At 58.6% G+C, this 26,936-nt stretch carries 22 protein-coding genes and 5 pseudogenes; 25 read left to right on the top strand and 2 right to left on the bottom strand.

What is annotated here, in order from left to right:
* Positions 1–112 precede the first annotated feature (112 nt).
* Complete coding sequence (locus PACILC2_RS27180) at positions 113–913, bottom strand: FAD-dependent oxidoreductase (RefSeq protein ID WP_244863599.1); 801 nt, start codon at positions 911–913, stop codon at positions 113–115.
* Complete coding sequence (locus PACILC2_RS27185; protein ID WP_244863600.1) at positions 898–1,428, bottom strand: NAD(P)/FAD-dependent oxidoreductase; 531 nt, start codon at positions 1,426–1,428, stop codon at positions 898–900. Before PACILC2_RS27185 ends, PACILC2_RS27180 begins: the two co-directional genes overlap by 16 nt.
* A 184-nt stretch (positions 1,429–1,612) precedes the next feature.
* Between PACILC2_RS27185 and PACILC2_RS17535 the strand changes: the two genes are divergently transcribed.
* The 25 genes and pseudogenes from PACILC2_RS17535 to PACILC2_RS17655 all read left to right on the top strand — a co-directional run bounded on the left by PACILC2_RS17535 (position 1,613) and on the right by PACILC2_RS17655 (position 26,638).
* Positions 1,613–2,065 (top strand): hypothetical protein, encoded by a 453-nt coding sequence (locus PACILC2_RS17535; RefSeq protein ID WP_244863601.1) that lies wholly within the window; start codon positions 1,613–1,615, stop codon positions 2,063–2,065.
* 150 nt (positions 2,066–2,215) lie between these two features.
* Complete coding sequence (locus PACILC2_RS17540; RefSeq protein ID WP_062492345.1) at positions 2,216–2,569, top strand: histidine triad nucleotide-binding protein; 354 nt, start codon at positions 2,216–2,218, stop codon at positions 2,567–2,569.
* A gap of 86 nt (positions 2,570–2,655) precedes the next feature.
* On the top strand, positions 2,656–2,829 hold the full coding sequence (gene rpsU / locus PACILC2_RS17545; protein ID WP_062492346.1) for a 30S ribosomal protein S21: 174 nt from the start codon (positions 2,656–2,658) through the stop codon (positions 2,827–2,829).
* Between the two features lie 16 nt (positions 2,830–2,845).
* Complete coding sequence (locus tag PACILC2_RS17550) at positions 2,846–3,289, top strand: GatB/YqeY domain-containing protein (RefSeq protein WP_062492347.1); 444 nt, start codon at positions 2,846–2,848, stop codon at positions 3,287–3,289.
* Between the two features lie 145 nt (positions 3,290–3,434).
* The gene (locus PACILC2_RS17555; protein ID WP_213529783.1) at positions 3,435–4,784 is read left to right on the top strand and encodes an NfeD family protein; all 1,350 of its coding nucleotides are present in this window, start codon (positions 3,435–3,437) and stop codon (positions 4,782–4,784) included.
* Between the two features lie 66 nt (positions 4,785–4,850).
* Positions 4,851–5,857, top strand: a pseudogene (floA, locus tag PACILC2_RS17560) (flotillin-like protein FloA).
* A gap of 61 nt (positions 5,858–5,918) precedes the next feature.
* Positions 5,919–6,410 carry a YqfB family membrane protein gene (locus PACILC2_RS17565; RefSeq protein WP_213529785.1) on the top strand — a complete coding sequence of 164 codons (492 nt, stop codon included), beginning with the start codon at positions 5,919–5,921 and terminating at the stop codon, positions 6,408–6,410.
* A 205-nt stretch (positions 6,411–6,615) separates the two neighbouring features.
* Positions 6,616–6,894 (top strand): sporulation protein YqfC, encoded by a 279-nt coding sequence (gene yqfC, locus PACILC2_RS17570; RefSeq protein ID WP_062492351.1) that lies wholly within the window; start codon positions 6,616–6,618, stop codon positions 6,892–6,894.
* Between the two features lie 37 nt (positions 6,895–6,931).
* Positions 6,932–8,100 (top strand): annotated as a pseudogene (gene yqfD / locus PACILC2_RS17575) (sporulation protein YqfD).
* Between the two features lie 3 nt (positions 8,101–8,103).
* Positions 8,104–9,075, top strand: coding sequence for a PhoH family protein (locus PACILC2_RS17580; RefSeq protein ID WP_062492353.1), 972 nt, complete (start codon positions 8,104–8,106; stop codon positions 9,073–9,075).
* Positions 9,076–9,092: 17 nt separating this feature from the next.
* Complete coding sequence (locus tag PACILC2_RS17585) at positions 9,093–11,336, top strand: HD family phosphohydrolase (protein WP_062492354.1); 2,244 nt, start codon at positions 9,093–9,095, stop codon at positions 11,334–11,336.
* Positions 11,333–11,827 (top strand): rRNA maturation RNase YbeY, encoded by a 495-nt coding sequence (ybeY, locus tag PACILC2_RS17590; RefSeq protein WP_213529792.1) that lies wholly within the window; start codon positions 11,333–11,335, stop codon positions 11,825–11,827. Before PACILC2_RS17585 ends, ybeY begins: the two co-directional genes overlap by 4 nt.
* Positions 11,827–12,192, top strand: a complete 366-nt coding sequence (locus PACILC2_RS17595; protein WP_213529794.1) for a diacylglycerol kinase — start codon at positions 11,827–11,829, stop codon at positions 12,190–12,192. The genes ybeY and PACILC2_RS17595 overlap by 1 nt, the downstream gene beginning before the upstream one ends.
* 66 nt (positions 12,193–12,258) lie before the next feature.
* Positions 12,259–13,173: pseudogene (gene era / locus PACILC2_RS17600) on the top strand (GTPase Era).
* Between the two features lie 88 nt (positions 13,174–13,261).
* The gene (locus tag PACILC2_RS17605; protein WP_307860626.1) at positions 13,262–13,432 is read left to right on the top strand and encodes a hypothetical protein; all 171 of its coding nucleotides are present in this window, start codon (positions 13,262–13,264) and stop codon (positions 13,430–13,432) included.
* A gap of 15 nt (positions 13,433–13,447) precedes the next feature.
* A pseudogene (gene recO / locus PACILC2_RS17610) lies at positions 13,448–14,193 on the top strand (DNA repair protein RecO).
* A 157-nt stretch (positions 14,194–14,350) separates the two neighbouring features.
* Positions 14,351–15,739, top strand: coding sequence for an MATE family efflux transporter (locus tag PACILC2_RS17615; protein ID WP_062492358.1), 1,389 nt, complete (start codon positions 14,351–14,353; stop codon positions 15,737–15,739).
* 565 nt (positions 15,740–16,304) lie between these two features.
* On the top strand, positions 16,305–17,186 hold the full coding sequence (gene glyQ / locus PACILC2_RS17620; RefSeq protein WP_062492359.1) for a glycine--tRNA ligase subunit alpha: 882 nt from the start codon (positions 16,305–16,307) through the stop codon (positions 17,184–17,186).
* A complete protein-coding gene (glyS, locus tag PACILC2_RS17625) occupies positions 17,186–19,267 on the top strand; it encodes a glycine--tRNA ligase subunit beta (protein WP_213529796.1) in 2,082 nt (693 codons plus the stop codon). The genes glyQ and glyS overlap by 1 nt, the downstream gene beginning before the upstream one ends.
* A gap of 60 nt (positions 19,268–19,327) precedes the next feature.
* The gene (locus PACILC2_RS17630; protein ID WP_213529811.1) at positions 19,328–20,125 is read left to right on the top strand and encodes a pyruvate, water dikinase regulatory protein; all 798 of its coding nucleotides are present in this window, start codon (positions 19,328–19,330) and stop codon (positions 20,123–20,125) included.
* An 82-nt stretch (positions 20,126–20,207) separates the two neighbouring features.
* On the top strand, positions 20,208–20,678 hold the full coding sequence (locus tag PACILC2_RS17635) for a YaiI/YqxD family protein (protein ID WP_213529798.1): 471 nt from the start codon (positions 20,208–20,210) through the stop codon (positions 20,676–20,678).
* A 39-nt stretch (positions 20,679–20,717) separates the two neighbouring features.
* A pseudogene (gene dnaG / locus PACILC2_RS17640) lies at positions 20,718–22,561 on the top strand (DNA primase).
* A gap of 19 nt (positions 22,562–22,580) precedes the next feature.
* Entirely contained in the window at positions 22,581–23,735 is a 1,155-nt protein-coding gene (gene rpoD, locus PACILC2_RS17645) for an RNA polymerase sigma factor RpoD (RefSeq protein WP_062492364.1), read from the top strand.
* A 1,032-nt stretch (positions 23,736–24,767) separates the two neighbouring features.
* Positions 24,768–25,550, top strand: coding sequence for a tRNA (adenine(22)-N(1))-methyltransferase (locus PACILC2_RS17650; RefSeq protein ID WP_213529800.1), 783 nt, complete (start codon positions 24,768–24,770; stop codon positions 25,548–25,550).
* Positions 25,517–26,638: a Nif3-like dinuclear metal center hexameric protein gene (locus PACILC2_RS17655; protein ID WP_213529807.1), complete on the top strand. Its 1,122-nt coding sequence runs from the start codon at positions 25,517–25,519 to the stop codon at positions 26,636–26,638. Before PACILC2_RS17650 ends, PACILC2_RS17655 begins: the two co-directional genes overlap by 34 nt.
* The last annotated feature ends 298 nt before the right edge of the window (positions 26,639–26,936 follow it).

Below are 26,936 nucleotides of genomic sequence, written 5' to 3' on the forward strand. Positions count from 1 at the left end.
CGAGAAGGGCCGGTCGGCCGGGAAGGGGCGGTCGGCCGGGAAGGGGCGGTCGGCCGGACAAGCTGCGCGCAGGCCGGGAAGTGCCGGCTCGCAGCGGGGGCCGGCCCAGGCGTTAATGAACTGCGGCCAATGCCGATTCCAGGATCAGCTGCGCCACCCGGCGGCCGCTGGAGAAAGCCCGTTCGGCGAGTTCTCCTTTGCCTTCGCAGCCGTCGCCGCAGAAATAGAACGGCACGCTCTCGACCCGGTTCGGCAGCAAGCGGTTGCCGCTAATGTGCTTGACGCTCTGCACCATCGCCTTTTTCGAGACGCGCTTCACCTCGATCGCATCCCGCCAGCCGGGATAGTGACGGTCGAACAGCGCTTCCATCCGGGTCGTCCGCTCTTCGAGGTACGCTTTGCGCTCCTCATCGGTGGCCAGCGAATCGTCATGCAAGTAGGCGATGCCCTGCAGCAGCTGGCCTCCTTCCGGTACGAGCGTATGGTCGGTGGCGGAGACGTCGGTAATGAACAGCTTGTTGTTCATATCGCTGATATAGCTGAACGGGCGGGCGACGACCCGCCTCAGACCGACGTCGTACACCATGACCTCGGTCGGCCTGCTGTTTTCGTACGGGGCCATGAACGGTTCCCATGGCGTGCCGGCCAGCAGTTTGACCGCTTGCTGGACAGGCATCGCGAAGACGACCCGGTCGAACGGCTGCTCTCTGTTTTTCGTTTTGAGCCAATATTTGCCTTTCTCGTAACGAACGCCGTCGACGCCCTCTTTAAGCGCCGTTTCCCAGCGTCCGGAGGCGTCCATTTTCGCTTTCAGCTGGTTTGTAATGACCGCCCAGCTGCCCAGCACGTAATTGACCGGCCGCTGCGACAGGAACAGATTGTGGTAATAGTCGGCGATTACCGGGCCCGGCACTTTCCGCGCGTCTTCGGGCGCGATGAAAAGTTGGAGCAGACCAGATGCTCCCACAGCTCCTTCACATCTTCGCCCGCTCCGGAAGCGGCGATATAATCGCCTAATGTGGCGTAATGCTTCAGTTGGTGAATGTTTGCGATGATCGCCGTAATTTCTCCGACAAACCGCATCTTCTGCAGCGGTCGGAGCAAATCCGTTTTGACGAGATTGACAAAATCGAGCGGTGCCTCCGTAATCTGATTCCCTTTCTCGTACATGACCTTCCGTTTGTCCACCTGTTTGCTCTCGAACGTCAGCTTGAGCTCCCGCTCCATGACGGTCAGCGTATGCCGGTCGATGCCGTAGACCGCGTGCGCGCCGTAATTCAATGTAAATCCCGCTTTTTCATACGTGAAAGCGCGCCCACCGAGCTGTGGGCTCCGCTCGAACAATACGCCGCGCATCGCAGGTTGTTCGGATAAATAGGCGGCTGCCGTCAATCCGGCAAGCCCTCCGCCAATAATCGCAATATCCATTCGGGATTCCTCCTGTTCCCTTCTATTATAGGAGCGTTCGCGCGCCGGAACCAATGCCGTTTTGGACTGAAAGTCTGAACGAATCGGCATTGATAATTGTTATCAGAAGGGAGCAAGTAGCCGAATGCCCAGGGCCGCATATGATGGAGTAAAACCGATTGCAGGCAGGAGGTTAACCGCAGCGATGGAGAAGAGCTACATGGACAACAGCAAAGGCAATAAAGGCAGCAAAGGCGGCAAGGCGACGGAGCACGATATCAAAAGATGGTGCCACGAATACCGGCATCGCTACGTGCTGCTGCGCACGAAGGACGGCTGGTGCATAGACGGCATCATCGAAAGCGTCGATGACCAATTCGTCCGGTTGGCTGTGCCGACCGGCGGGGGATATGTCGCGGAGCACGGGAACGACGGACGGGACGTGTACGGCCCGGACGTCTATGGCGGCGCCGGCTACGGCCCGGACGTCTATGGCGGCGCCGGCTACGGCCCGGATTATCGGGCCTATGTTCCGTACTGGGGCTGGGGCTCCCCTTACGGCCTGTATCCGTATCCTTACTATCCCCGCGGGCGGTTTTACCCGGTCGTATTCCCGCTTGCGGCGCTGCTGGCGCTGTCGCTGCTGCCGTTCTTCTGAGCGGCCGGGCCGCCCGCCCCGACTAGAGGGCCCATTTCGGAAGCGGCGAACGTCCGCCGGCTTCCGGCGTTGGACGAGCCGCACCATTTGCGATATGATAGGAGAAGCGGAAAGCGGAACGTTAAGTTGAAGAAGGGAGACCGAAAGCAAATGGAATGCGTATTCTGCAAAATCGTCAAGGGCGAGCTGCCGTCGCGCAAAGTATATGAAAGCGAAAACGTCGTAGCCTTCCACGACATTCAGCCGCAAGCACCCGTACATATCGTCATCATTCCGAAAAAGCATATTCCGACGATGAACGACGTCGGCGCGGAAGACGATGCAGTAGTGGCGGAAATTTTTGCGGCCGCCCGGCAAATCGCCGCCGAACAGGGCATCGACGCATCGGGGTATCGCTTGATCAACAACTGCAACGCCGATGGCGGACAGGTCGTCTATCACCTCCATATTCATCTGCTCGGAGGGCGGAAACTGGGGGCGCTTGTCGCGGATTCCGCAAGTTGACACTGCCTTTCTTTTTAACATATAATGAAGTTTGATAACCGTGTTTATGGGCTCTGGACGGTCTGTTTCGGAGGGAGGGAAAACTGGTGTCAGAAACCAAGGTTCGCAAGAACGAGACGATCGATGCTGCATTGCGTCGCTTCAAGCGCTCGATTGCAAAAGACGGCGTATTGGCTGAGGTGAAGAAGCGCAAGCATTACGAGAAGCCAAGTGTCAAGCGCAAGAAGAAGTCCGAGGCCGCGCGCAAGAGAAAGTACTAGGAGGATCCTTCCAACGATGAACCTTAGCGAGCGATTAAACGACGATATGAAGCAAGCAATGAAGAATCAGGACAAGTTCAAGCTCTCCACGATTCGGATGATCCGTTCAGCAGTCAAAAATCAGGAAATCGAACTGAAACGTCCGCTGGATGATAATGAAGTGCTTGATATAATCAGTCGTGAAATCAAACAACGTAAAGATTCCCTCCAAGAATTTCGCAAGGCCGGCCGAAACGATCTTGCCGACAACGTAGCCGCGGAAATTGAAATTATTAGCGTTTACCTTCCCGAACAGCTGACCGAAGAAGAAATTCAAGCTATTGTGCAGCAGACCATCCAGGAAACCGGTGCTTCTTCCAAGGCTGAAATGGGAAAAGTCATGAGCGCCCTGATGCCGAAAGTCAAAGGGCGGGCTGACGGTAAACTTGTCAATCAGATCGTGCAGCAATTCCTGCAATAGCGGCTCGAATCCGACACCCCCTTGTCAGGGGGTGTTTTTGCATGTTCATCCTTTTTTACGCCATGCTACATATCAATGAAACGATGAAACGATTTCAACTGTTTTCCGTAATATACAGTATTGCAGTAGGAAAGGGGGCAACGCGATGCGCGTTAACCGTTGGGGAAAACGATGGCTGGCGCCGCTGCTTGCATGGTTTGCGGTCGTCGTCTCGCTGTCGTCGTTCGCGGGTCCGGCCGCGGCGGAAGCGGGTCCGGCCGTATACGTCGTGCCGGTCGAGAGCACGATCGAGCAGGGGCTGCAGTCGTACCTCGAGCGGGCATACAAGGATGCGGAAGAAGCGGAAGCCGAACGGATCATCCTCGTCATCAGCACGCCGGGCGGAAGGGTGGACAGCGCCGAGCAGATCGGCAAGCTGATTCGGGAGAGCGACGTACCGACGACCGTTTTCGTGGAAGACATGGCGGTTTCGGCCGGTACGTACATCGCTCTGAACGCCGAGCATATCGTCATGAAGCCGAACAGCATGATCGGAGCCGCAGCCGTCGTCGACGGAAGCGGTACGCTGATCGACAATCCGAAGACGATCTCGTACTGGACGACGAAAATGACCGAAGCGGCCAAGCTGAACGGCCGCAATCCCAATATCGCCGCCAAAATGGTCGATGTAAACGTCGTGCTGGACGAGAAGACGGACGGCATTGCGAAAGGAAAAGGTGAAATTTTGTCGCTCGGCGCGGAGGATGCGCTGAAAGTCGGGTATGCCGACCATATTGCCGGTTCGGTCGACGAGACGCTGCAATGGCTGAAGCTCGGGGACAGGAACGTCATCCATTTTGAGATGACCGCGGCCGAGAAGCTGGCCCGCTGGCTTGTCCAGCCCGCCGTTATGACGATTTTGCTTATTCTCGGGATCGCCGGCCTCGCGATCGAATTGCTCGTACCCGGCTTCGGGGTTCCCGGCATCGCAGGTCTGGCGGCTTTCATCCTCTATTTCTTCGGCCACTATGTGGCGGGCTTTGCCGGCTTGGAAGCGGTTGTGCTGTTCGTCGTCGGCATCGTGCTGCTTATACTGGAGATTTTCGTTCCGAGCTTCGGCATACTGGGCACGCTTGGCAGTCTGTCGCTGGTCGGCGGAGTCGTCATGGCGGCTCCCGACGCGGTCAAGGCGCTCGTTTCGCTGGCGCTCGCTTTCGTCATCGCGATCGTCATCATTTTCTGGTTCGCCAAACGGAACAACAAGCGCGGCGTCTGGAACCGGTTTATTTTGCGCGATGCGCTGACGGCGGAAGAAGGGTACATTCCGGCGCCTTCGCTGGATTGGCTTGCCGGCAAGAGCGGCGTGACGCTTACCCCGCTGCGCCCAGCCGGCACGGTGGAGATCGACGGCGAACGGTTCGACGTCGTTACCGCCGGCGAGTTTATTCAGGCGGGAAAAACGGTAAAAGTGGTTAAAGTGGAAGGAGTACGCGTCGTCGTTAGAGAAGAAGTGTAGCGGAGGAAAGACGCGGGGCGTCTCTTCCGCAGCCGCAGCACAAAACGAAATAAAGGAGAGTTGTTCATGAACGGTCTGTTCGGACTGGACCCCACCGCCTCGTTTCTGATTATCGCGGTAGTGGTCATCATTCTGATCTCGGTGTTTCTGAGCTTTTTTCCGCTCATGCTCTGGATTTCGGCGCTCGCTTCAGGGGTGCGCATCAGCATCATTACGCTCGTCGCCATGCGTCTGCGCCGCGTCGTGCCAAGCCGGATCGTCAATCCGATGATCAAGGCGACGAAAGCCGGACTCGGGCTTACGATCAATCAGTTGGAAAGCCACTTTCTGGCGGGCGGCAACGTCGACCGCGTCGTCAACGCCCTGATCGCCGCTCAGCGGGCCAATATTCCGCTCGTCTTCGAGCGGGCTGCGGCGATCGACCTGGCCGGCCGGGATGTGCTGCAGGCGGTTCAAATGAGCGTCAATCCGCGCGTCATTGAAACGCCGGTCGTAGCTGCGGTGGCCAAGGACGGCATTGAAGTGAAGGTCAAGGCGCGCGTTACCGTCCGCGCGAATATCGAGCGACTCGTCGGCGGCGCCGGTGAAGAGACGATTATCGCCCGCGTAGGGGAAGGGATCGTCACGACCGTCGGCTCCTCCAATTCGCACAAAGACGTGCTGGAAAATCCCGATCTGATTTCCCGCACCGTCCTGGACAAAGGACTGGATGCCGGAACGGCGTTCGAAATTTTGTCGATCGATATCGCCGATGTCGACGTAGGCAAAATATCGGCGCCCATCTGCAGACGGAGCAGGCCGAAGCCGACAAGCGGATCGCCCAGGCGAAAGCCGAGGAGCGCCGCGCAATGGCCGTTGCGCAAGAACAGGAAATGAAGGCCCGCGTCGTCGAGATGCGCGCCCGCGTCGTCGAGTCGGAATCCCAGGTGCCGCTCGCGATGGCCGAAGCGCTGGCGAAAGGCAAGCTGGGCGTTATGGATTACTTGAATTTGAAAAATATCGAGGCCGATACGCAAATGCGCAGCTCGATCGGCCGGCCGGACGCTCCGGCCGACGGCAAAGAAGGGCAATGAGCGTAACCGTGCGCGGAAAACGAACAGCCGCCTTAGCGGCTGACGCCGGGAGGGTTGCAGCATGGAGCAGTTGATCGAACTGGTGCTCGACAACTTTTTGGTCGTGATCGCGATCATCGGTTTTCTCCTTTCGCTGTTCAGCCGGTCGGACAAAGGAAAGAAAGGAACGAACCGGATGCCGGATTTCGGCGGCGGCGGAAAGGAATTTATGCCGGTGCCGGAGACACCGAGCCGTCCCCGGCCGAAAGCGCGGCCGGAAACGGCGGCGAGGACGGACAAAGGCCGCGACGGCGGCGGAGAAAGCCGCAAGCTGCCGGAACGCGTCTATACTTCGGCAAGCGGGTTCGGAGAAGAAATCGGAGCGAGCCGCGAACAGCGGCCGGCTGCCGTATCGGCCGTGACGCATGCGGCGGCTACCGGGCCTGCCGAAGCGCACGAAGCCCGCAATCCGCACCGCCCTTCGCCCGATGCGGACGACTTGAAACGGGCGGTCGTCTGGGCCGAAATTTTGGGCCCGCCCCGGGCCAAGCGCCCGTTCGGCAGATCGCGATAACGCATTGCTGCGGCGAAAACCGCTTTACCGCTTTCCCACTCGTGGGAAGGCGGTTTTTTTTCGAACCGCCGCTTTTTCGGTTTTGCATGCCGAATAAGGTAGCAGCGCCGAACGAATCGGCGATGCGGCGCTTCCCCGCTGTTACATAAAATGCCGTTCGACCGCATATGTTTGGTACAGTACGGTAAGGGGAGGGATGCGTTCGATGCGCCGACTGAAACGCAAGCTTCGCAAATGGACTGCCGACGTGCTGGAAATGCCGCAGGACGTCGTGTACGACCTCCCCCGTTTTACGATGATCGGCGATCGTCAGCTCTATATCGAAAATCACCGCGGCGTCATCTATTTTTCGAGCGATCGTCTGCGGCTTGCATTGAGCAAAGGAGAAGTGGAAGTGACGGGCAAGGATCTGGTCATCCGGACGATCTGGACCGATGAAGTGTTCATCGAAGGTGTGATCAGCCAAATTCACGTGTTCGAATAGGAGGTTGACTGACGTGAATGGGACTTGGATGCAATGGATGCAAGGAATCGTAACGATCCGGATCGTCGGCGGGCAGCCGGAGAAGCTCGTCAACGAAGCGCTGGCCGGCGGCCTGCGGCTGTGGTCTATACGTCGGACAAGCGCCGGCGATGTCGAATGCGCCGTGACGGTCGGCGATTTGTTCCGCCTTCGTCCTTATATCAGGAAGACAAGCTGCAAGCTGCGGATTACGGGCCGCCGGGGATTTCCGTTCTGGCTCGTCAAGCTGGAGCGGCGGAAATTTTTGCCGTCGGCTTGCTCATGTTCGTTGCCGGCATCTATGCGCTATCCTCGCTTGTCTGGAACATCGATGTGAAAGGCAACGTCGATATAAGCGAGGAAGCGATTCTCAAGGCCGCCGAGGAGGAGGGCGTCCGTCCGTTCCAATGGTCTTTCCGTCTTCCGGATTCGGACGTGCTCTCCAAGCGGCTCGAGGCCAGACTGCCCGACGTCGCGTGGGTCAGCGTCGAGAAGCGAGGCACAAGGCTGACGATCCGGGTCGTCGAGTCGACCCGGCCGGAGAGCCGGCCGCTGCTCAGTCCCCGCCATCTGGTGGCGTCGACGGATGCGGTCGTCACCGAAGTGCTGGTGGAAACGGGACGGGCCGTCGTCAAAAAAAACTCGCGCGTCCGCAAAGGCGATATTCTCATTTCAGGCACGGTCGGACTGGAAAGTACTCCCCGCACGGTCGTCGCCAAAGGAACGGTGCGGGGCATCGTATGGTACGAGTATAATATTGTCTCTCCGCTTACCCAGCGGGTGAAAGTCTATACGGGAGAGTCGAAGACGAGATGGTATGCGGTAGTAGGCAACAGGGCGCTGCAGATATCGGGCTTCGGCAGCGTGCCGTTCGCCGCATATGAAACCGTTCCGCTGGTCACGCAGGCGCAGTGGCGGAACTGGAAGCTGCCGGTGGGCAAGATGCGGGAACGGTTGATGGAGGTGCGGATCGACGAGCGGGAGCTGACCGCCGAGGAGGCGAAAGCGGCCGGAATCATGCAGGCGCAGGCGGATATTTTGGCCAAGGCGGGCAAGGATGCGAAGGTGCTCGCGCAAAACCTTTTGCATGAAAAGACGGACAATGGTAAAGTTTATATGAAAGTACTTTTTGAAGTAGAGCAATCGATCGTTACCGAAATGCCAATAGTACAAATGCAAGGAGAATGAGATTTGCCCAATCAGACCAAAGTCGCAACAATTTCGCTCGATAATGCGGCGGAAGGCTTGGCGCTGCTCGGCCCGCAGGACAAATATTTGCGGTTGATCGAGGCGCAGACGAATGCGGATATCCGCTCGCGGGATGCGGAGATCGTCATTTCCGGTTTCGGAGAGGAGGTCGACTCCCTCGAACAGCTGTTTTCCGTGCTGCTTCAACTGATCCGCGGAGGTTATCAGCCGAGCGAACGGGACGTGATGTATGCCTTGGAACTGGCGCGCTCGATGCAGGCGGTCGAGCTGCTCGACCTGTTCAAGGCGGAAATTGCGACAACGTACCGCGGGAAGCCGATCCGGGTGAAGACGTTAGGCCAACGCCATTATGTTTCTACTATTCGGAAGAAAGATATCGTATTCGGCATCGGTCCGGCGGGAACGGGCAAGACGTACCTCGCCGTTGTCATGGCGGTGGCGGCGCTGAAGGAAGGCGCGGTCAAGCGAATCGTCCTGACCAGGCCCGCCGTCGAAGCGGGCGAAAATCTCGGATTTTTGCCCGGCGATTTGCAAGAAAAGGTAGACCCGTATTTGCGGCCGCTGTACGATGCGCTGCACGACGTGCTCGGTCCGGACCAGACGGCCAAGTCGTTCGAGCGGGGACTCCTGGAGATCGCGCCGCTCGCCTATATGCGGGGACGGACGTTGGAAGACTCGTTCATCATTTTGGACGAAGCGCAAAATACGACACCCGAGCAGATGAAAATGTTTCTGACCCGACTCGGCTTCGGCTCCAAAATGGTCGTTACGGGCGATGTGACCCAAATCGACCTGCCGCGGGGCACGCAATCCGGGCTGATCGCCGCTCAGCGCATTTTGGGAAATATCGATGAAATCGGCTTTATATCCTTTTCGGAGCAAGACGTCGTACGCCATTCCCTGGTTCAGAAAATTATTTCGGCCTACAATCGGTACGCGGAAAACCAAGGATAGAGAGGATTTGACGTTTCATGGACCGGAAGAATGAGGAAAAGCGGGGCTTGTCCCCTGCGATCACGGCCGGCTGGAGGCAGAGCGCGGGCGTACGCCTGCTGCTGCTGCTCTTGTTCGTTCTGTTGTTTTATTTCAATCTGTCGCCGCACCTCGTTCCGGAGACATACGATATCAAGCTGAACACACGGGCGGAGAAGGACATTAAAGCGCCCGGAGAATGGGTGGATGAGAAGGCGACCCAGCTTGCGAAGGACCAGGCGGCGGAGAAGGTCGAGCAAATTTATTCGATCGTCGCGCTGCGCAACGAAAACCTGATCGCGCAAATATTCGACCGGATGGAGCAGCTCAACACGGACGATCAGGTGACCCAACAGAACAAGATCGATATTTACCGGACTGAAATTCCCCGCCGCTATGAAGAGTTTGTGGACAATTTTGTCAAAAATAACCGCGGCAACGGCACGTACAACGATTCGCTGCTGGACGAAATGGCCAGGGTCGTAAAAGCGCAGGCCTACACGATCCCGGAAGAGACGTTCTACAAGATGCCGCGTCTTACGGTGGAGCAAATCGCCGAAATGCGGCAGGTCGGCGTCGAGGTCGTCCGCAAGCTGATGAGCGAGCAGCTCCGGGAAGCGGAGACGGCGCGCACGAAAGTCGCGGAGCTCGTTAACGCGAGTGCGCTCGACGATCGGACGGCGCGGGAGATCGTGCAGGAGCTGGCCCGGTTCGCGATTATGCCGAACAAGTTCGCCGACAAGGAAGCGACCGACGAAGCGCGGGTGCTGGCCAAGGAGAATACGCCGCAGGTCGTCATCAAGGAAGGCGATATCGTCGTCAGCAAGGGCCAGTTGATTACGGAGGAAATTTACGAGCGGCTGCAAGGGCTTAACCTGCTGAAGGAACAGAAAACATATTGGCCGCAGGTCGGCGTTTTGCTGATGTCTCTGCTGTTCGTGCTGGCCATCTACAGCTTCCTCCATCAGACGGGCGGATTCAGCGGCGCGAAGCCGGCATACGGCAACGTGCAGCTGCTGATGCTGCTGACGATCTATCTCGTCAATATCGTGACGATGCAGATTGTCGGCATGATTCAGACCGACAGCGTATCCTATGTCGGATTTTTGGCTCCCGCCGCGATGGGCGCGATGCTGATTACGCTGCTGCTCGACATTCATCTGGCCTTTGTCAGCTCGATTCTGTTCGCCATTATAGGCAGCGTTATTTTCAGCTTGCGGCAGGACCAGCTTTTCGATTTTCATTACGGCTTTTTCATCGTCGTCGTGTCGTTCTCGGCCATTTTCGCGATTCACCGGGCCAGCCAGCGGTCGACCATATTGAAAGCCGGCATCATCGCAAGCCTGTTCGGCGTCATCTCGGTCATCGTGTTGCAGCTGCTGGGCGACACGCTCGACCGGACGGCGATGCTGTACTCCGCTACTTTCGCGTTCGCCAGCGGACTGATTACGGCGGTGCTGGTCATCGGGTTGATGCCGTTTTTCGAAGTGACGTTCGGCATTTTGTCGGCGCTGAAGCTTGTCGAGCTGTCCAACCCCAATCATCCGCTGCTGCGCAAGCTGCTGACCGAGACGCCGGGCACGTACCATCACAGCGTCATGGTCGGCAACCTGTCGGAGGCGGCGGCGGAATCGATCGGCGCGAACGGCTTGCTGTGCCGCGTCGGCTCGTTCTATCATGACATCGGCAAGACGAAGCGGCCGAACTACTTTATCGAAAATCAGACGAATATCGAGAATCCGCACGATTCGATCGATCCGAAGCTGAGCAAATCGATTATTATCGCCCATGCCCGCGACGGGGTGGAAATGCTGAAAGGCTATAATATTCCGAAGCCGATTCGCGACATCGCGGAGCAGCATCACGGGACGACGTCGCTCAAGTACTTCTATCACAAGGCGCTCAAGCAGGCCGAGGCGGACGGCGTGGAGCCCGACTTCACCGAGGAAGATTTCCGCTATCCGGGTCCGAAAGCGCAATCGAAGGAAGCGGCGATCGTCGGCATCGCCGACTGCGTAGAAGCGGCGGTCCGCAGCCTGCGCAATCCGACGATGGAGCAGATCGATTCGATGATACGCAAAATTATAAAGAGCCGGCTCGACGACAATCAGTTCAACGAGTGCGACCTGACGCTCAAGGAACTGGACCGGATCGCGCAGACGTTGAAGGAAACGGTAGTGGGTATCTTCCACTCCAGGATCGAGTATCCGGACGATGTGAAACAGAAGGAGCGGCTAGCATGAGTTTGCGCTTGGAATGGAATAATGAGCAGGACAAGATGGACATACCGGAAGCGTGGATCGCCCGGCTGGAGCAACTGCTGCAGCTGGCTGGCGAAGCGGAAGGGCTGACGGACGGCGAAGTGGCGCTTACGTTCGTTGACGACGCCGAAATCCGGCGGCTGAACCGGGAATACCGGAATATCGACCGTCCGACCGACGTGCTTTCCTTCGCGATGCGAGAAGAAAGCGACGGCGAGCCGGGCATCATATTCGGAGACGGCGGGCCGGAGCCGGAGGAATTCCCGGAGATGCTCGGCGATATTATCATTTCGATCGAGCGGGCGAAGGAGCAGAGCGAGCAGTACGGCCATTCGCTGGAACGGGAAATCGGCTTTCTGTTCGTCCACGGCTTTCTCCATCTGATCGGCTACGATCATCAGGACGAGGCGTCGGAAGCCGTTATGATGGAAAAGCAGGAAGCGGTGCTGCGGAAGGCAGGCTTGCCCCGCTAATGCGCCGTTTCCTGCGAAGCTTCCGGTTTGCGGTGTCCGGCGTGGCGTATACGGTGCGCACCCAGCGCAATATGCGGATTCATCTGGCTTTCGCCGTTGCCGTCATCGTCGCGGCGACGGCGCTTGGCGTTTCGGCGCTGGAAGGGGCCGTACTGGCGCTCGCCGCCGCTTCGGTCATGGCGCTGGAACTGGTCAATACGGCCGTCGAGCGGACGATCGACCGGATCGGCCCCGATCCGCACCCGCTCGCCAAGACCGCGAAGGACGCCGCGGCCGGCGCGGTGCTTGTCGCTGCGGCCGGCGCGGCGCTCGCCGGTCTGTTTATACTCGGCCCTCCTCTTTGGCGGCTGCTTTTCGGCGGCTGACCTCTTTTTTCGCAAAAGATAAACCATGATAAACCATTACGGATAAAAGGAAGTTGGAATATGGCAATGAATCAGCAAGCGAACGGGGAGCGTCGGCCGTTCCGTTCCGGCTTCGTCGCGATCGTCGGCCGTCCGAACGTCGGCAAGTCGACGCTGATGAACCGGATTATCGGGCAAAAATCGCGATTATGTCGGACAAGCCGCAGACGACCCGCAACAAAATTCACGGCGTTTATACGACGGACGAAGCGCAAATCGTTTTCCTCGATACGCCGGGCATTCATAAGCCGTCCTCGAAGCTCGGCGACTATATGATCAAGGCGGCGGAGAACGCGCTGAACGAAGTCGATGCCGTCCTGTTTCTGATCGATGTGGCGGAAGGAATCGGGGGCGGCGACCGGTATATTATCGAACAGCTGAAAAAGGTAAAGACGCCGGTTTTTCTCGTCATGAACAAGATCGACAAGGTGCAGCCGGAAGATTTGCTGCCGATCATCGCGCAGTACAAGGAGTTGTACGATTTTGCCGAAATTGTGCCGGTTTCCGCCGCCGCGGGCAACAACGTCGGCACGCTGATCGATACGCTGATCGGTTACCTTGACGAAGGTCCGCAATATTACCCGGCCGATCAGGTGACCGATCATCCCGAGCAGTTCGTCTGCGCGGAATTGATCCGTGAAAAATATTGCATCTGACGCGCGAGGAAGTGCCGCATTCGATCGCGGTCGCGATTGAGGATATGCGCGTGCAGGAGAACGGCGTCGTCTATATCGGCGCGGTCATTTTTGTGGAGCGGGATTCGCAGAAAGGGATTATTATCGGCAAAAACGGGGCGATGCTGAAGGAGGTCGGGCGGCTGGCCCGCCAGGACATCGAGGCGCTCCTCGGATCGAAGACGTATTTGGAGCTGTGGGTCAAAGTGAAAAAGACTGGCGCAACCGGGAGCATGTGCTGAAAGATTTGGGTTTCCGAAACGACTGACGGGAATTGACAAATCGATTGTCGGGATAGAGACCGTGCGATTATCGCATCCTAATACCGTGGGACGAAACATTTTCCGGGAGAAAGGATGGATACGAATGCGGGATTTTTCGTGGAGGTATTTTACATTGACCGGCGATTTGGACGCATTTTGCTCTACAGGGAAATGAATCAGCTCACAGCAGCGGAAACCGCAGACGAAGGGCAGACGGACGAGGAAGATTTTGCGGCGGAAGCGGGAGGGGCGACCGGATCGTAACAGGAGGAGTCGCGGGTGCTCTACCGTGTGGAAGGAATCGTTATCCGCAGTATGGATTACGGGGAAGGCAACAAAATCGTGACGATCATAACCGATACCCATGGCAAGGCTGGCGTGCTCATTCGCGGAGCGAAGAAGGCGAGAAGCCGCCACGCTTCGCTCGCCCAGCCGTTTACATACGGGGAATTCGTATTTTTCGCGGAAGCGGGCTCGGCACGTTGAACAGCGGCGAGATTATCGCTTCCCATCACGCGCTGCGGGAAAATCTCGAACTGGCGGCTTACGCTTCCTATGCGGCGGAGCTGACCGACCGCAGCCTGCAGGATGACGAGGCCGGCGGTTACCTGTTCCGCCAGCTTCGCGCTTACCTGGAAGCGCTGGAGGAAGGGAAAGATCCGCAAATCGTCACGTTTTTGTATGAAATGAAAATATTGGAGGCGTCCGGATACGGTCCGGTTGTCGACGCATGCGTTTCGTGCGGCGCCGAAGACGGGCCGTTCCGGCTGTCGGCGTCCGCCGGCGGCGCGTTGTGCCGACGCTGCTTCCCGCGCGATCCCGAAGCGCTCGAGCTGGCGGAAGGACCGTGGAAGCTGCTGCGGCTGTTTCGCCGGATGGATTTGACGCGCCTAGGCCATGTGCAGGTAAAAGAGGAGACGAAAGCGGCGCTGAAAACCGCCATGCGCAGACTGACCGATGCGCATCTCGGCTATCATTTGAAGTCCAGAGCATTCCTCGATCAAATGGACAAATATTCGTTGTAAAATATCGCGTTTGCGCAAGGAAGGAGCCGAATCGACCGGCTCCTTCCGCTATTGGGGCATAAAGCGGAAAACGCCGGCCGATGCAGGAGTTGACGGGACGCCGAGAGCGGACTACAATGGGCATCAGTTTGACGAAAAGAGAGGCGCTTGCCCTTATATGAGCACAACGAACAAAAGGTCGATATCCATCTGGGCGTTGACCTGGCCCATTATGATCGAAATGTTTCTGCAATTTATGCTTGGCACGGCGGATACGCTGATGGTGAGCCGGATTTCCGACGATGCGGTGGCCGTGACCGGCATTGCCAACCAGTTTTTCAATGCGATTATCGTCCTGTTCACGCTCGTATGCAGCGGCGCCGGCATCTTGATCGCCCAGAAGCTCGGAGCGGGGCAGCCGGCGGACGCCCGGACGATCGCCATAATGTCGGTGACGGTAACGGCGGCGCTCGGCGTTGCCGTCAGCGTCGTACTTGCGCTCGGAACGAAGCCGATCGTCGCCGCGCTGCAGGTGCCGGACGATATTCGGCCTCTCGCCTATACGTATATGGCCGTCATTGGCGGCGGCATGGCCGTGACGGCGTTAAATCTGTCGCTGAGCACGGCGGTGCGCAATACGGGCGATACGCGATCGCCGATGTTCATTTCGCTCGCGATGAACGTCATCCATATCGCGCTCAATTACGCGTTCATTTTCGGCGCGTTCGGGTTTCCGCAATGGGGATTGTTCGGGGTCGCGGTTTCCACCGTCATCAGCCGGCTGTTTGCGCTCGTTTTGCAAATCCGCCTGTTCCGGCATGCGTTCGGGGAGCGGATCGCGTTCAGGGAATTTGCCGTTTTCGACTGGCCGCTGTTCAGGCAAGTGCTGCGCATCGGCTGGCCGCTCGGCATAAACGGCGGCTCCTGGACCTTATCCCAGCTCGTCATTTTCAGCATCATCGCCTCGATGGGCGCGCAGCAGCTGGCGGCGCGGACGTATATGAACACGCTCGAATCGTTCGCCTTTACCGTCGGCTGGTCGCTTGCGCTCGCGGTGCAAATCCGGATCAGCCATCTGTACGGGGCGAAGGCGTACAAGGAAGCGTATTACAGCGCCTACAAGGCGCTCGCTGCGGGCATCGTCATCGTTCTCGCCAATACCGCGCTTTTGCTGATGTTCCGGCATGCCGTCATGCGGTGGTTTACGGCCGATCCGTGGATCGTCGACACTGCCGTGGCGCTGCTTTGGCTGAATTTGGCGCTGCAGCCGGGCAAAATGTTCAATATGGCGCTCGGCCAGTCGCTCAGCGCGATCGGAGACAGTAAATTCGTCATGGTTACCGCGCTCGCCAGCATGTGGATCGTATCGGTCGGACTGTCCTATGCGCTCGGCATCCATTTGCAATGGGGCCTGTACGGCATTTACGCGGCCATGATCGCCGACGAATATATCCGCGGCATCTGGAGTCTCGTCCGTTGGCGCCACCACCGCACGAAGCTGACGCTTGCGGAAGGCTTTCGCGATGCGGACGCCCGCCGGCAGGCCGTCGTCGCGGCGGACTTGTGACAGGCCGCTCCGCCGCCTCCCGCGGCTTTCCGCTTTCGAGGCTTTCCGCGGCTTTTCGCTTTCACGGCTTTCCGCCGCTCTGCCGCTTCCGACACCCGCGGTTTTCCACCGCTTCCGGGGCTCTGCCGCCTTTCCGCCGCTTTCCGCGGCCGACGGATGTTCGGACGTTTTTTTCGAAAGTGGACATTGACAGCGATTTTGATTTTGTCTATAATCATTCTGATAAGACGAAAAGAATAGGATAGGACAATGAAGGAGAAAGTAGCCGGTTGCGAACCGCGCAGCCAGCGATCCGGGGACGGTGGAAGCCCGGACGGATGAATCGGCGAAATGGCGCTCCGGAGTCTTGAACGGATGCAACCAAAGCGGGCCGAAGTTCCTTGCGAGCCGTAGGGAGAAGGCCAAGTAGGGTGGAACCGCGGGAGAATACTCTCGTCCCTACGTCTGCAAGCAGGCGTGGAGACGAGGGTTTTTTGTCGTGTCCGGGCCGCGTATTCCGCTTTTCGCCGCGGGGGCGAACAGTCGCCGCCCATTCAATTCTGAAGGACAAGGAGTGTCGCCAGCGATGAATTTTCAAGGGATGATATTAACGCTGCAGCAATTTTGGGCAGAGCAAAATTGTCTGATCGTGCAGCCATACGACGTCGAGAAAGGGGCCGGGACGCTCAATCCGATGACGTTTCTCCGGGTTATCGGTCCGGAGCCGTGGAACGTCGCATACGTAGAGCCGTCCCGCCGTCCGGCCGACGGCCGTTACGGGGAAAACCCGAACCGGCTGTATCAGCACCACCAGTTCCAGGTTATTATGAAGCCGTCGCCGGACAACATCCAGGAGCTGTACCTGGAAAGCCTGAATCGTCTCGGCATTGATCCGGCCCATCATGACATCCGTTTCGTGGAGGACAACTGGGAGCATCCGGGTCTCGGCGCATGGGGACTCGGCTGGGAAGTTTGGCTCGACGGAATGGAAATTACGCAGTTTACGTATTTTCAGCAAGTGGGCGGTATCGACATGAACCCGGTAGCGGTGGAAATCACCTACGGGATGGAGCGGCTGGCGTCCTATATTCAGGAGAAGGAGAACGTATTTGAGCTCGAATGGGTGGACGGCGTCACATACGGCGACGTGTTCCTTCAGCCGGAGTACGAGCATTCCAAATATACGTTCGAAATATCGGATACGGCGAAGCTGTTCACGCTGTTCAACATGTACGAGGAGGAGGCGCGGCAGGCGCTGGAACAAAATCTCGTGTTCCCGGCGTACGACTACACGCTCAAATGCTCGCACACGTTCAACCTGCTGGATGCGCGCGGGGCGATCAGCGTGACGGAGCGAACCGGCTACATCAGCCGGGTGCGCAATCTGGCGCGGGCATGCGCCGCGACTTACCTGCAGGAACGGGAGCGTCTCGGCTTCCCGCTGCTGAAGAAAGGAGAGGAGCGCTAATGGCGAAGCATCTGCTGTTCGAAATCGGCCTCGAGGAGGTGCCCGCCCGTTTCGTTCGCGGCGCGATGAATCAACTGAAAGAAAAGCTCGTCAAATGGCTGGACGATTCCCGCATCGGCCATGGCGAAGTGAGCGCGTACGCGACGCCCCGCCGTCTCGCCGTGCTGGCGCGCGATGTCGAAGAGAAGCAGGCGGACGTGAGCGAGGAAGTGAAAGGACCGTCGCGCAAAATCGCGGTCGACGAGCAGGGGCAATGGAGCAAAGCGGCGCTCGGCTTTGCGCGCAGCCAGGGGGTGGAGCCGGATCAGCTGTTCTTTAAGGAACTGGGCGGCGTCGAATACGTATATGTAAATAAGAGCAGCGCAGGCGTCGCGACGGATACGCTGCTTGCGGAAGGGCTAACCGGCATTCTCGCGTCGATGACGTTTCCGAAAAACATGCGCTGGGGCAGCTATGAGCTTCGGTTCGTCCGCCCGATCAAATGGATCGTCGCCCTGTACGGCAGCGATGTCGTGCCGATGGAAGTGACGAATGTGCGCAGCGGCAATGTGACGCGAGGCCACCGTTTCCTTGGCGGGGAAGCGGTAATCGAGTCGCCGGACCGCTATCTGGAAACGCTGCGCGCGCAGCATGTCATCGCCGATCCGGCCGAGCGGGAACGGGAAATCGTCCGCCAGATCGAAGCGCTGGCGGAAGAGAAGGGCTGGGATATCGCCGTCAAGGAGGACTTGCTCGAGGAAGTGGTGTTCCTCGTCGAGACGCCGAGCGTGTTGTTCGGCACGTTCGATCCGTCCTTCCTGGACATCCCGCAGGAAGTGCTCATTACATCGATGCGCGAGCATCAGCGCTACTTCCCGGTGCTGGACAAGAGCGGCCGGCTGCTGCCGTACTTCGTGACCGTCCGCAACGGGGACCGGACTTCGATCGAGCAGGTGGCCAAAGGCAACGAGAAGGTGCTGCGCGCGCGGCTGTCGGACGCGAAGTTTTTCTACGCGGAGGATCAGAAGCTGGCGATCGCGGACGCGCTGTCCAAGCTCGAGACGATCGTCTATCACGAGGAGCTAGGCACGCTTTCCGACAAGGTGCGCCGCATTCGGGCGATAGCGGACCGGCTGGCCGTCCGCCTCGGCCTCGACGAAGCGGCGGCAGGCTCCGTCAGCCGGGCGGCGGACATTTGCAAGTTCGATCTTGTGACGCAAATGGTTTACGAGTTTCCCGAGCTGCAAGGGATTATGGGCGAGGATTACGCCCGCAAAGCCGGCGAGCCGGAAGCGGTCGCCCGTGCCGTATTCGAGCATTATCAGCCGCGTTTCGCCGGGGACCGCACGCCGTCGTCGCTCGTCGGGGCGATCGTCGCGATTGCCGACAAGATCGACACGATTGTCGGCTGCTTCTCGATCGGCATCGTGCCGACCGGGTCGCAGGACCCTTACGCGCTGCGCCGTCAGGCGACAGGCATCGTGCAAATTATTTTGGCGCAGCAGCTTGACGTCCGTCTCGACGAATTGTTCGAGATGGGGCTCGGAGCGCATGGCGGCAGGGAGGCCAAGCGCACCGCGGAAGACATCCGCAAAGATTTGTACGATTTCTTCGCGCTCCGCGTCAAGAACGTGCTGTCCGAGCAGGGCGTCCGCTACGATGTCGCCGATGCGGTCATGGCTTCCGGCTTCGACGATTTGCTGCTGACGGTGCAGCGCGCGAGCGCGCTGTTTGCCGCCGTGACGGGAGAAGCGCGGGACGAATTCAAGACGGCCGTGGACGCCTTCAACCGGGTTTCCAACCTGGCGGCCAAAGCCGATTCGCGTCAGCCCGACGAGTCGCTCTTCGAAGCCGATGCCGAGCGGGAGCTGTACCGCTGCTGGCAAGACGTGCATCCGGGATTCGCGCAGGCGCTGGATGCGAAGGACGCAGCCGGCGCGCTGGAGAAGCTGGCGCTCCTCAAGCCGCAGATCAACGCTTATTTCGACGCGGTGATGGTCATGGCGGACGACGAGGCGATCCGGCGCAACCGGCTGGCCACATTGGCGGCGATCGCGTCCGACATCTCGCGGGTGGCGGATTTCGCGAAGCTGGTATGGTAGGCGGCGGACTGCTGCCCGCCGCATAAGGGGGGATGTTAGGATGCCGAAAATCCGGAGGTCATTCTGTACATCGTGTCCGACTCCGCAGGCGATACGGGCGAGTATGTCATTCGCGCGGCGGTTGCCCAGTTTCATCCGATCTATGCCGATATACGGCGGGCCCCGTTCATCTCCGACGTTGAAGTGCTGAAGCGGGTCATCGAACAAGCCGCGGCGCAGCAGGCGATCGTGCTGTACACGCTTGTCATCCCGCAGCTGCGCAGCGCCATGCTGTCGCTTGCCGAAGAGACCGGCATCGTCGCGATCGATCTTCTCGGTCCGCTGATCGGCAGCCTTGAGGAGAAGACGGGGCGGCGGGCGCGGCAGGAGCCGGGATTGAACCATGTGCTGGACGAAGACTACTTCCGCAAGGTGGAGGCGGTCGAATTCGCTGTCAAATATGACGATGCGCGCGATGCGACCGGCGTGCTGAAGGCGGACATCGTCCTTGTCGGGGTGTCGCGCACGTCGAAGACGCCGCTCTCGATGTATCTGGCGCATAAAAAATATAAAGTCGCCAACGTGCCGCTCATTCCCGAGCTGAAACCGCCCGAGGAGCTGTTTACGATTCCCCGCGAGAAAATTGTCGGCTTGACGATCGGCGTTCATTATTTGAACATTATCCGCAAGGAGCGTCTGAAGGCGCTCGGCCTGCCCGACAACGCGGCCTATGCGACGCCCGAGCGGATCGAGCGCGAATTGGCGTACGCCCAGCAGGTGATGGAGAAACTCGGCTGCGTCGTCATCGACGTCTCCCACCGGGCGGTGGAGGAAACGGCCAGCCTGATTATGGAGGCGGTCGGACGCCACAGTTCGTAAGGCGGAGAGCGGTGCGGAAGGATTTTGCCGGTGCGATGTTGTATATATTAAGAGAAGACGAAAAATCGGACGGTGATGAGCGATGAAACCCGGGAAGCCGACCATCGTCGTCGATGCGGACGCATGTCCCGTCAAAGCGGAAATTGCGCGTACCGGGAAACAATTCGGCGTCCCCGTCCTGATGGTATCGTCCTACGACCATCTGCTTGTACCCGAGGAAGGCGTTGATATCGTCCAGGTCGACCGGCATAGTCAAGCGGTCGACCTGTATATCGTAAGCCGGGTTGTGCGCGGGGACATCGTCGTGACGCAGGATTTCGGACTGGCGGCGATCGTGCTCGCCAAAGGGGCTGTCGCCCTGTCGAACCAGGGGCAAATATATGACGATCGGACGATCGGCTATTTGCTCGACCGCCGCCACGAACAGGCCAAACGGCGCAGGAGCGGGGGGCGGACCAAAGGACCAAGGGCGATGACGGAAGAGGACCGGCGGCATTTTCAACAAAAGCTGACAAAAGTTTTGTTGGAGCGGCAGGAGAATAGTGAACCGTAGCGAATAGTATTACGTGTTATTTTCAGGAGATGATGGACGATGACATATGCCAGAATTCCGGAATCCGTCATCGCCGCGGTTCTCCGAAGCCACGACATCGTGGAAACGGTCGGGAAGTACGTTCATCTGACCAAGCACGGCAAATACATGAAAGGATTGTGCCCGTTTCATTCCGAGAAGACGCCTTCTTTTACGGTTACGCCGGAGAAACAAATTTTCCATTGCTACGGCTGCGGCAAGGGCGGGGATGTCATCCGGTTTGTGGCGGAAATAGAGGGCTACTCGTTTCCGGAGGCCGTGAAGACGATGGCGGAGCAGGCCGGCATCCCCGTTTCCTGGAGCGCGCCTAGCGCCGGTCCGTCGCCTGTCGATTCGGCGCGGGACAAGCTCAGGGAAGCGCATGAGCTGGCGGCCAAGTTTTATCATTACTTGCTGCTCAATACGGCCCAAGGCCGGGAAGCGATGGCCTATTTGCGCAGCAGGGGCATCGGCGAGAAGCTGATCGACCGGTTTGTCATCGGATATGCGCCGAAAGGATGGGATACGCTCGCCAAATTTCTGGAATCTCGAAAGTTCGACCTCGGGCTGATGGAAAAGGGCGGTCTGCTGGCGGCGAAGCAGGACGGCAGCGGCTTTGTCGACCGGTTTCGCGGGCGGATCATGTTTCCGATCTGGAGCCGGGACGGCAAAGTGATTGCGTTCGGCGGGAGAATACTCGGCGACGGTCAGCCGAAATATTTGAACTCTCCCGAAACGCCGCTCTTTGCGAAAAGCAGGCTGCTGTACAACTTTCATCAGGCGCGTCCGGCGATTCGCAAGAGCGGGACCGTCGTCCTGTTCGAAGGATATATGGATGTCATCAAGGCGTGGAGCGCGGGCGTTGCGAACGGCGTCGCGACAATGGGCACGGCGCTCACGCCGGAGCACGCGGCGGCGCTCCGGCCGCATGCGGATGAGGCGATCATCTGCTATGACGGCGATGCGGCGGGACAGAACGCGGTTCTGAAGACAGTGCCGCTGCTCGAACGGGCCGGACTTCGCGTATCGGTGGCTATGCTTCCGGGGGGACTCGATCCCGACGAATTCATCGATAAATACGGTCCGGAAGCGTTCGTTCGGGAAACGCTGGAACACCCCGTTTCCGTCACGAAATTTAAGCTTATATATTTAAGAAAAACCATATACTCCTAGAAGAAGAAGGACGCAAAAACTACGTGCTCGAGGCGGTCAGAACCGTGGCCGAGCTCGACTCGATGACCGAACGGGAAGTATACTTGAAGGAGCTGTCGCGAGAGTTCGATATTTCTCTCGACGCGCTCAAGCAGGACTGCAACCGATTCCGGATGCAACTGCAAAAAAACGGCCGGCGGGGATAATCCGGATAATTCGTGGAATAATGGTAGGAATGACAGGACCCGTCCGGCGGCAGCGCCAACGCTGATGCCGGCCTACCACCAGGCGGAACGCAGACTGCTGTATGTGATGATGCATGACGCATCGGTTGCGCAGACGGTGCACGATCGGGTCGGCGATGGCTTTATCGCGGAGGAGCATGCCGCATTGGCCGCTTATATATACGCCTATTATGCGCAAGATAACGAACCGGATGTGAGCCGGTTCATCGCCACGCTGCAGGATGACCGGCTGCAGCGGGCAGCTTCATCGATTTTGATGATGGACGGCGATTTCCCGTTCGACGAGCAACTGCTGGAAGACTACGTCAAAGAAATATTAAAAGTCCCCAAGCTTCGGGAAATCGAGCGAAAAAAGAAGAGATGGTGCGCGCGGAGCGTGCCGGGGATGTAATGCTGGCGGCGCAGATTGCCAGCGAGATCATAGCCCTAGAGAGACAGCTGAAAGACCGACAGGACGATCGTTTCTAGGGAGGAGGGAGTCGGAAATATGGCGAATGATCAACATACTGAACTAGAAACAGAACAAAAGCTGGATCTGGTGAAAGAACAGCTGATCGAACAGGGCAAGAAGAGAGCTTCCCTTTCGTATAAAGAAATTATGGAGAAGCTGTCTCCGTTTGACCAGGACCCGGAACAAATCGACGAGTTTTTCGAACAGCTGGACGATTTCGGCATTGAAGTCACGAACGATAGCGATGACGATCTTCCGATGACAATGGGGGGGGAAGATCGGGATCGCGATCATGATCACGACCACGATCACGAGCATGACGAATTCAATTTTGACGACGACTTGGCGCTTCCGCCGGGCATTAAAATCAACGATCCCGTTCGCATGTATTTGAAGGAAATTGGACGGGTGCCGCTGTTGTCGGCCGACGATGAAATCGAGCTGGCCAAGCGGATCGAGAACGGCGACGAAGAAGCGCGGCGGCGTCTTGCCGAAGCGAATCTGCGGCTCGTCGTAAGCATCGCCAAACGTTATGTTGGGCGCGGCATGCTGTTCCTTGATTTGATTCAGGAAGGCAACATGGGACTGATCAAGGCCGTTGAAAAGTTCGATCATACGAAAGGCTACAAGTTCAGCACGTATGCGACCTGGTGGATTCGTCAGGCGATTACGCGGGCGATAGCCGATCAGGCCCGGACGATCCGTATCCCCGTTCATATGGTGGAGACGATCAACAAGCTGATTCGGGTATCCCGACAACTGCTGCAGGAATTGGGACGCGAACCTACGCCGGAGGAAATTGCGGCGGAGATGGATCTCAGCACCGACAAAGTGCGGGAAATTATGAAAATCGCACAGGAGCCGGTGTCGCTCGAAACGCCGATCGGCGAGGAAGACGACTCCCATCTGGGCGATTTCATCGAGGATCAGGAAGCGCTCGCGCCGGCCGATGCCGCGGCGTACGAGCTGCTGAAGGAGCAGCTTGAGGATGTGCTCGATACGTTGACGGAAAGAGAGGAGAACGTGCTGCGTCTCCGCTTCGGACTGGACGACGGGCGTACCCGCACGCTGGAGGAAGTGGGCAAAGTGTTCGGCGTAACCCGCGAACGGATCCGGCAAATCGAGGCGAAGGCGCTTCGCAAGCTTCGCCATCCGAGCCGCAGCAAACGGCTGAAAGATTTTCTCGAATAATGAATTCGCAGACCTTTCTGCTTATGCAGCAAGGTCTTATTTTTAGAAACTTGCTGCTGTTTCAACACGTTCGATGCATTCGAAGCGTTCGATGCGCTTGATGCGTTCTATGTATTCCAGGCGATAACGGCGCTTTCCGCCGAGGACGGCGAAGCCGGTTGTTCCTTGGAACAGCGGCGATATCGCGCAGAAGCGAAAGGAACGGCGATATGAACGAGGAACGTCGAAAAATAATCGTGCAAGAGATCGAGCAATGGCGCCGCGGCAAGCTGCTGCCGGACCAATATTGCGATTTTCTGCTAAATCTGTATGGCGAGCCGGACGAACGCCCGCCGTCGCATTCTTTGGGCAAGGCGGCCTTTGCGCTCCAACGGGCGACGGGCAGGCAATGGCTGCTAGGAACTGGATTATTTTTCTTGATTTGTTTTGTTGTGTTTTATTTTAGCGCTTTTCATCCTCTATTGCAAATAGGCTTGGTGGCGCTTGCCGTAACCGTTTTGCTGAGGATCGGACATAAGCGGCGCACGACGAACGAATCTGCCGGTCTTGCGGTTATCGGCACCGCTATGCTGCTGCTGCTCGGAGCCGGCTTGCTGCTGTTGGAGATGCACGGACTTTCGGAATGGGGCTGGAAAGCGGCCTTCATAGCCGGCTGTGCGGCTTTATGGATCGTCTACGGTCTCGGGGCAGATATTCCGCTGCTCCATTTGTGCGGATGGGTTGCGGCTGTTTTGGCATACGGATGGGTACTGTCCCGTTATACGGACTTGCCGGCCTGGTATGAAGTGCAGCTCTTCTGGCTGCCGCTGTCCTGCGCTTTCGGCTGGTCAAGCTGGTTCGTGCAGCGCTGGTCGAAGCGCGCTTCCTCCGTTCTGTTCGCCGTATGCGCGCTGCTCTGGTTTATGCCGGAGCTGTATGCGGCCGTTTATTTGCGCGATATGGAATGGCTTGAGCTGCAATTGCTCGTAAAAATTGCGGCAGGAGGAGCGTTGTTGTACGGGATGCGAAAAAATGGATTGCGTGGGTTGCTTAATGTTGAAGCTATCGAAACGGCTGCAGACGATCGCCGATCTTGTCGCGCCCGGCACCCGGGTTGCGGATATCGGCTCCGATCACGCGCTTCTGCCGACTTATCTGGTGCAGACGGGACGTTCGCCTTCGGCTATAGCCGGGGAACTGAACGCCGGGCCGCTTGCGGCGGCGAAAAAGCAGGTGAAGGAAGCCGGTCTGGAAGCGAAGATCGATGTGCGCCAAGGGGACGGACTGGATGTGCTGCAGGCGGGGGAAGCCGATGCGGTGACTATTGCCGGCATGGGCGGCTGCCTGATGGCCGCCATTCTGTCGCGCGGCGCCGCAGCTGGCAAGCTCGACGGCGTCCGCGAGCTGGTGCTCCAGCCGAACGTCGGCGAAGAGCTGGTGCGCAGTTGGCTGCTTGACGAAGGCTGGCTGCTGACGGCCGAGGAGATCGTCGAGGAGGACGGAAGATGGTACGAAGTGCTGCGGGCCGTCCGGTCGTCCGACGCCGACGCGCTGAACGGGAAGCTGTACGATACGTCCTTCTTGCCGTCCGGGATCGGACAGGAAAGAGGGAGACGCCTGCTGCTTCGCATGGGGCCGCTGCTGCTGCGGCGCGGGGAGCCGCTGCTTGGCGCCAAATGGGCGCATGAGCTGGAGAAGATGGAGTATATTTGCCGGCAGCTGTCGCTTTCGGAAACGCCGGAAGCGAAGGAGAAGGAAGCGGGGTTGCGCCGGGATATGGATGAAATCAAGGAGGTGCTGGCATGCTTGCCCATGGACAAACGGTCGTGCAGCTGATGGAACGGCTCGCTCCCAAGCATTACGCCGTGGAAGGGGACAAAATCGGCCTTCAGCTCGGCACGCTGCAGAAAGAAATACGCAAAGTGCTCGTCGCGCTCGACGTGACCGAGGAAGTTGTGGATGAAGCGATTTTCGTGGGCGCGAACCTCATTGTTGCCCATCACGCCATCATTTACAGGCCGATCGCCAAGCTGGACACATCGACCCCGGCCGGACGGCTGTACGAGAAACTGATCAAGAACGATATTGCCGTATACATCTCCCATACGAACCTGGATGTCGCCGAAGACGGCATGAACGACTGGATGGCCGATTTGATCGGCATCGACACGGAAGGGCGACTGCCGCTAGACGAGGTGCATACGGACAAGCTGTACAAGCTTGTCGTTTTTGTGCCGAAGGACTACCGCGACCGCGTATTGGAAGCGGTATGGCAGGCCGGAGCGGGCGGCATCGGCAATTATTCGCACTGCAGCTTCAATCTTGAAGGAACCGGCACGTTCCGTCCGCTCGAAGGGGCCGATCCGTTCATCGGCTCGACCGGGAAGCTGGAACAAGTCGAGGAAGTGCGGATCGAGACGATCGTTCCATACAGCGTTCACCGTGCCGTCATCCAGGCGATGCTGAAGGCGCATCCGTACGAAGAGGTCGCGTACGACCTGTACCCGCTGGAATTGAAAGGGCGCTCGTTCGGTCTGGGCCGCGTCGGGAAGCTGTCCGCCCCGACAACGCTCGGCGAGCTGGCCGACAAAGTCAAGAAGGCGTTCGATGTGCCGTTCGTCCGGGTTGTCGGCGATTTGCAGCGCAGCGTCAGCAAGGCGGCGGTGCTGGGCGGATCGGGCGCCAAATATTTCCGTCAAGCGCAGTTCTACGGCGCCGATGTGCTCGTTACCGGCGACATCGACTACCATACCGCGCACGACGCGCTTGCCGCCGGCATCGCCTTGATCGATCCGGGCCATAACGCCGAGAAAATTATGAAGGCGAAAGTGGCCGATTGGCTCGCCCGCGGGCTGGCGGAACGCAAAAGCTCGACCGAGGTCGTCGCCTCGGCCGTCGATACGGAGCCGTTCCGCTTCGTGTGAGCTTAGCCGGAGCGCGAAGTCGCTCCGGCTATGGGGGCCGCGCGCGGAATAGAGCCCTGCAGGTGCGCAATGTAGCGCGGCCGCCGGGGGCGCGACGCTTTGCGCAATGTAGGCGCGGCCGCCGGGGGCGGGACGCTTTGCGCAATGTTACGCGGCCGCCGGGGGCGCGACGCTTTGCGCAATGTAGCGCGGCCCCGGCCGTCGCGCGCGAGCTTTACAGTTGCGTAATGTCAGATTTGCCCTTCGAAATGATTTGCAGATTACACCTGGACAGGTGAGTTCGGAGGAATATTGCAAA

Source organism: Paenibacillus cisolokensis, from assembly GCF_018403665.1.
Taxonomy (GTDB): domain Bacteria; phylum Bacillota; class Bacilli; order Paenibacillales; family Paenibacillaceae; genus Paenibacillus_AH; species Paenibacillus_AH cisolokensis.

What these genes read in the sequence shown, in the direction of transcription:
- PACILC2_RS27185 (WP_244863600.1), bottom strand. Translation starts at nt 1,428, where the DNA reads ATGGATATTGCGATTATTGGCGGAGGGCTTGCCGGATTGACGGCAGCC.
- PACILC2_RS17535 (WP_244863601.1), top strand. Translation starts at nt 1,613, where the DNA reads ATGGAGAAGAGCTACATGGACAACAGCAAAGGCAATAAAGGCAGCAAA.
- PACILC2_RS17540 (WP_062492345.1), top strand. Translation starts at nt 2,216, where the DNA reads ATGGAATGCGTATTCTGCAAAATCGTCAAGGGCGAGCTGCCGTCGCGC.
- PACILC2_RS17550 (WP_062492347.1), top strand. Translation starts at nt 2,846, where the DNA reads ATGAACCTTAGCGAGCGATTAAACGACGATATGAAGCAAGCAATGAAG.
- PACILC2_RS17555 (WP_213529783.1), top strand. Translation starts at nt 3,435, where the DNA reads ATGCGCGTTAACCGTTGGGGAAAACGATGGCTGGCGCCGCTGCTTGCA.
- PACILC2_RS17565 (WP_213529785.1), top strand. Translation starts at nt 5,919, where the DNA reads ATGGAGCAGTTGATCGAACTGGTGCTCGACAACTTTTTGGTCGTGATC.
- yqfC (WP_062492351.1), top strand. Translation starts at nt 6,616, where the DNA reads ATGCGCCGACTGAAACGCAAGCTTCGCAAATGGACTGCCGACGTGCTG.
- PACILC2_RS17585 (WP_062492354.1), top strand. Translation starts at nt 9,093, where the DNA reads ATGGACCGGAAGAATGAGGAAAAGCGGGGCTTGTCCCCTGCGATCACG.
- ybeY (WP_213529792.1), top strand. Translation starts at nt 11,333, where the DNA reads ATGAGTTTGCGCTTGGAATGGAATAATGAGCAGGACAAGATGGACATA.
- PACILC2_RS17595 (WP_213529794.1), top strand. Translation starts at nt 11,827, where the DNA reads ATGCGCCGTTTCCTGCGAAGCTTCCGGTTTGCGGTGTCCGGCGTGGCG.
- PACILC2_RS17605 (WP_307860626.1), top strand. Translation starts at nt 13,262, where the DNA reads ATGGATACGAATGCGGGATTTTTCGTGGAGGTATTTTACATTGACCGG.
- PACILC2_RS17615 (WP_062492358.1), top strand. Translation starts at nt 14,351, where the DNA reads ATGAGCACAACGAACAAAAGGTCGATATCCATCTGGGCGTTGACCTGG.
- glyQ (WP_062492359.1), top strand. Translation starts at nt 16,305, where the DNA reads ATGAATTTTCAAGGGATGATATTAACGCTGCAGCAATTTTGGGCAGAG.
- glyS (WP_213529796.1), top strand. Translation starts at nt 17,186, where the DNA reads ATGGCGAAGCATCTGCTGTTCGAAATCGGCCTCGAGGAGGTGCCCGCC.
- PACILC2_RS17635 (WP_213529798.1), top strand. Translation starts at nt 20,208, where the DNA reads ATGAAACCCGGGAAGCCGACCATCGTCGTCGATGCGGACGCATGTCCC.
- rpoD (WP_062492364.1), top strand. Translation starts at nt 22,581, where the DNA reads ATGGCGAATGATCAACATACTGAACTAGAAACAGAACAAAAGCTGGAT.
- PACILC2_RS17650 (WP_213529800.1), top strand. Translation starts at nt 24,768, where the DNA reads ATGTTGAAGCTATCGAAACGGCTGCAGACGATCGCCGATCTTGTCGCG.
- PACILC2_RS17655 (WP_213529807.1), top strand. Translation starts at nt 25,517, where the DNA reads ATGCTTGCCCATGGACAAACGGTCGTGCAGCTGATGGAACGGCTCGCT.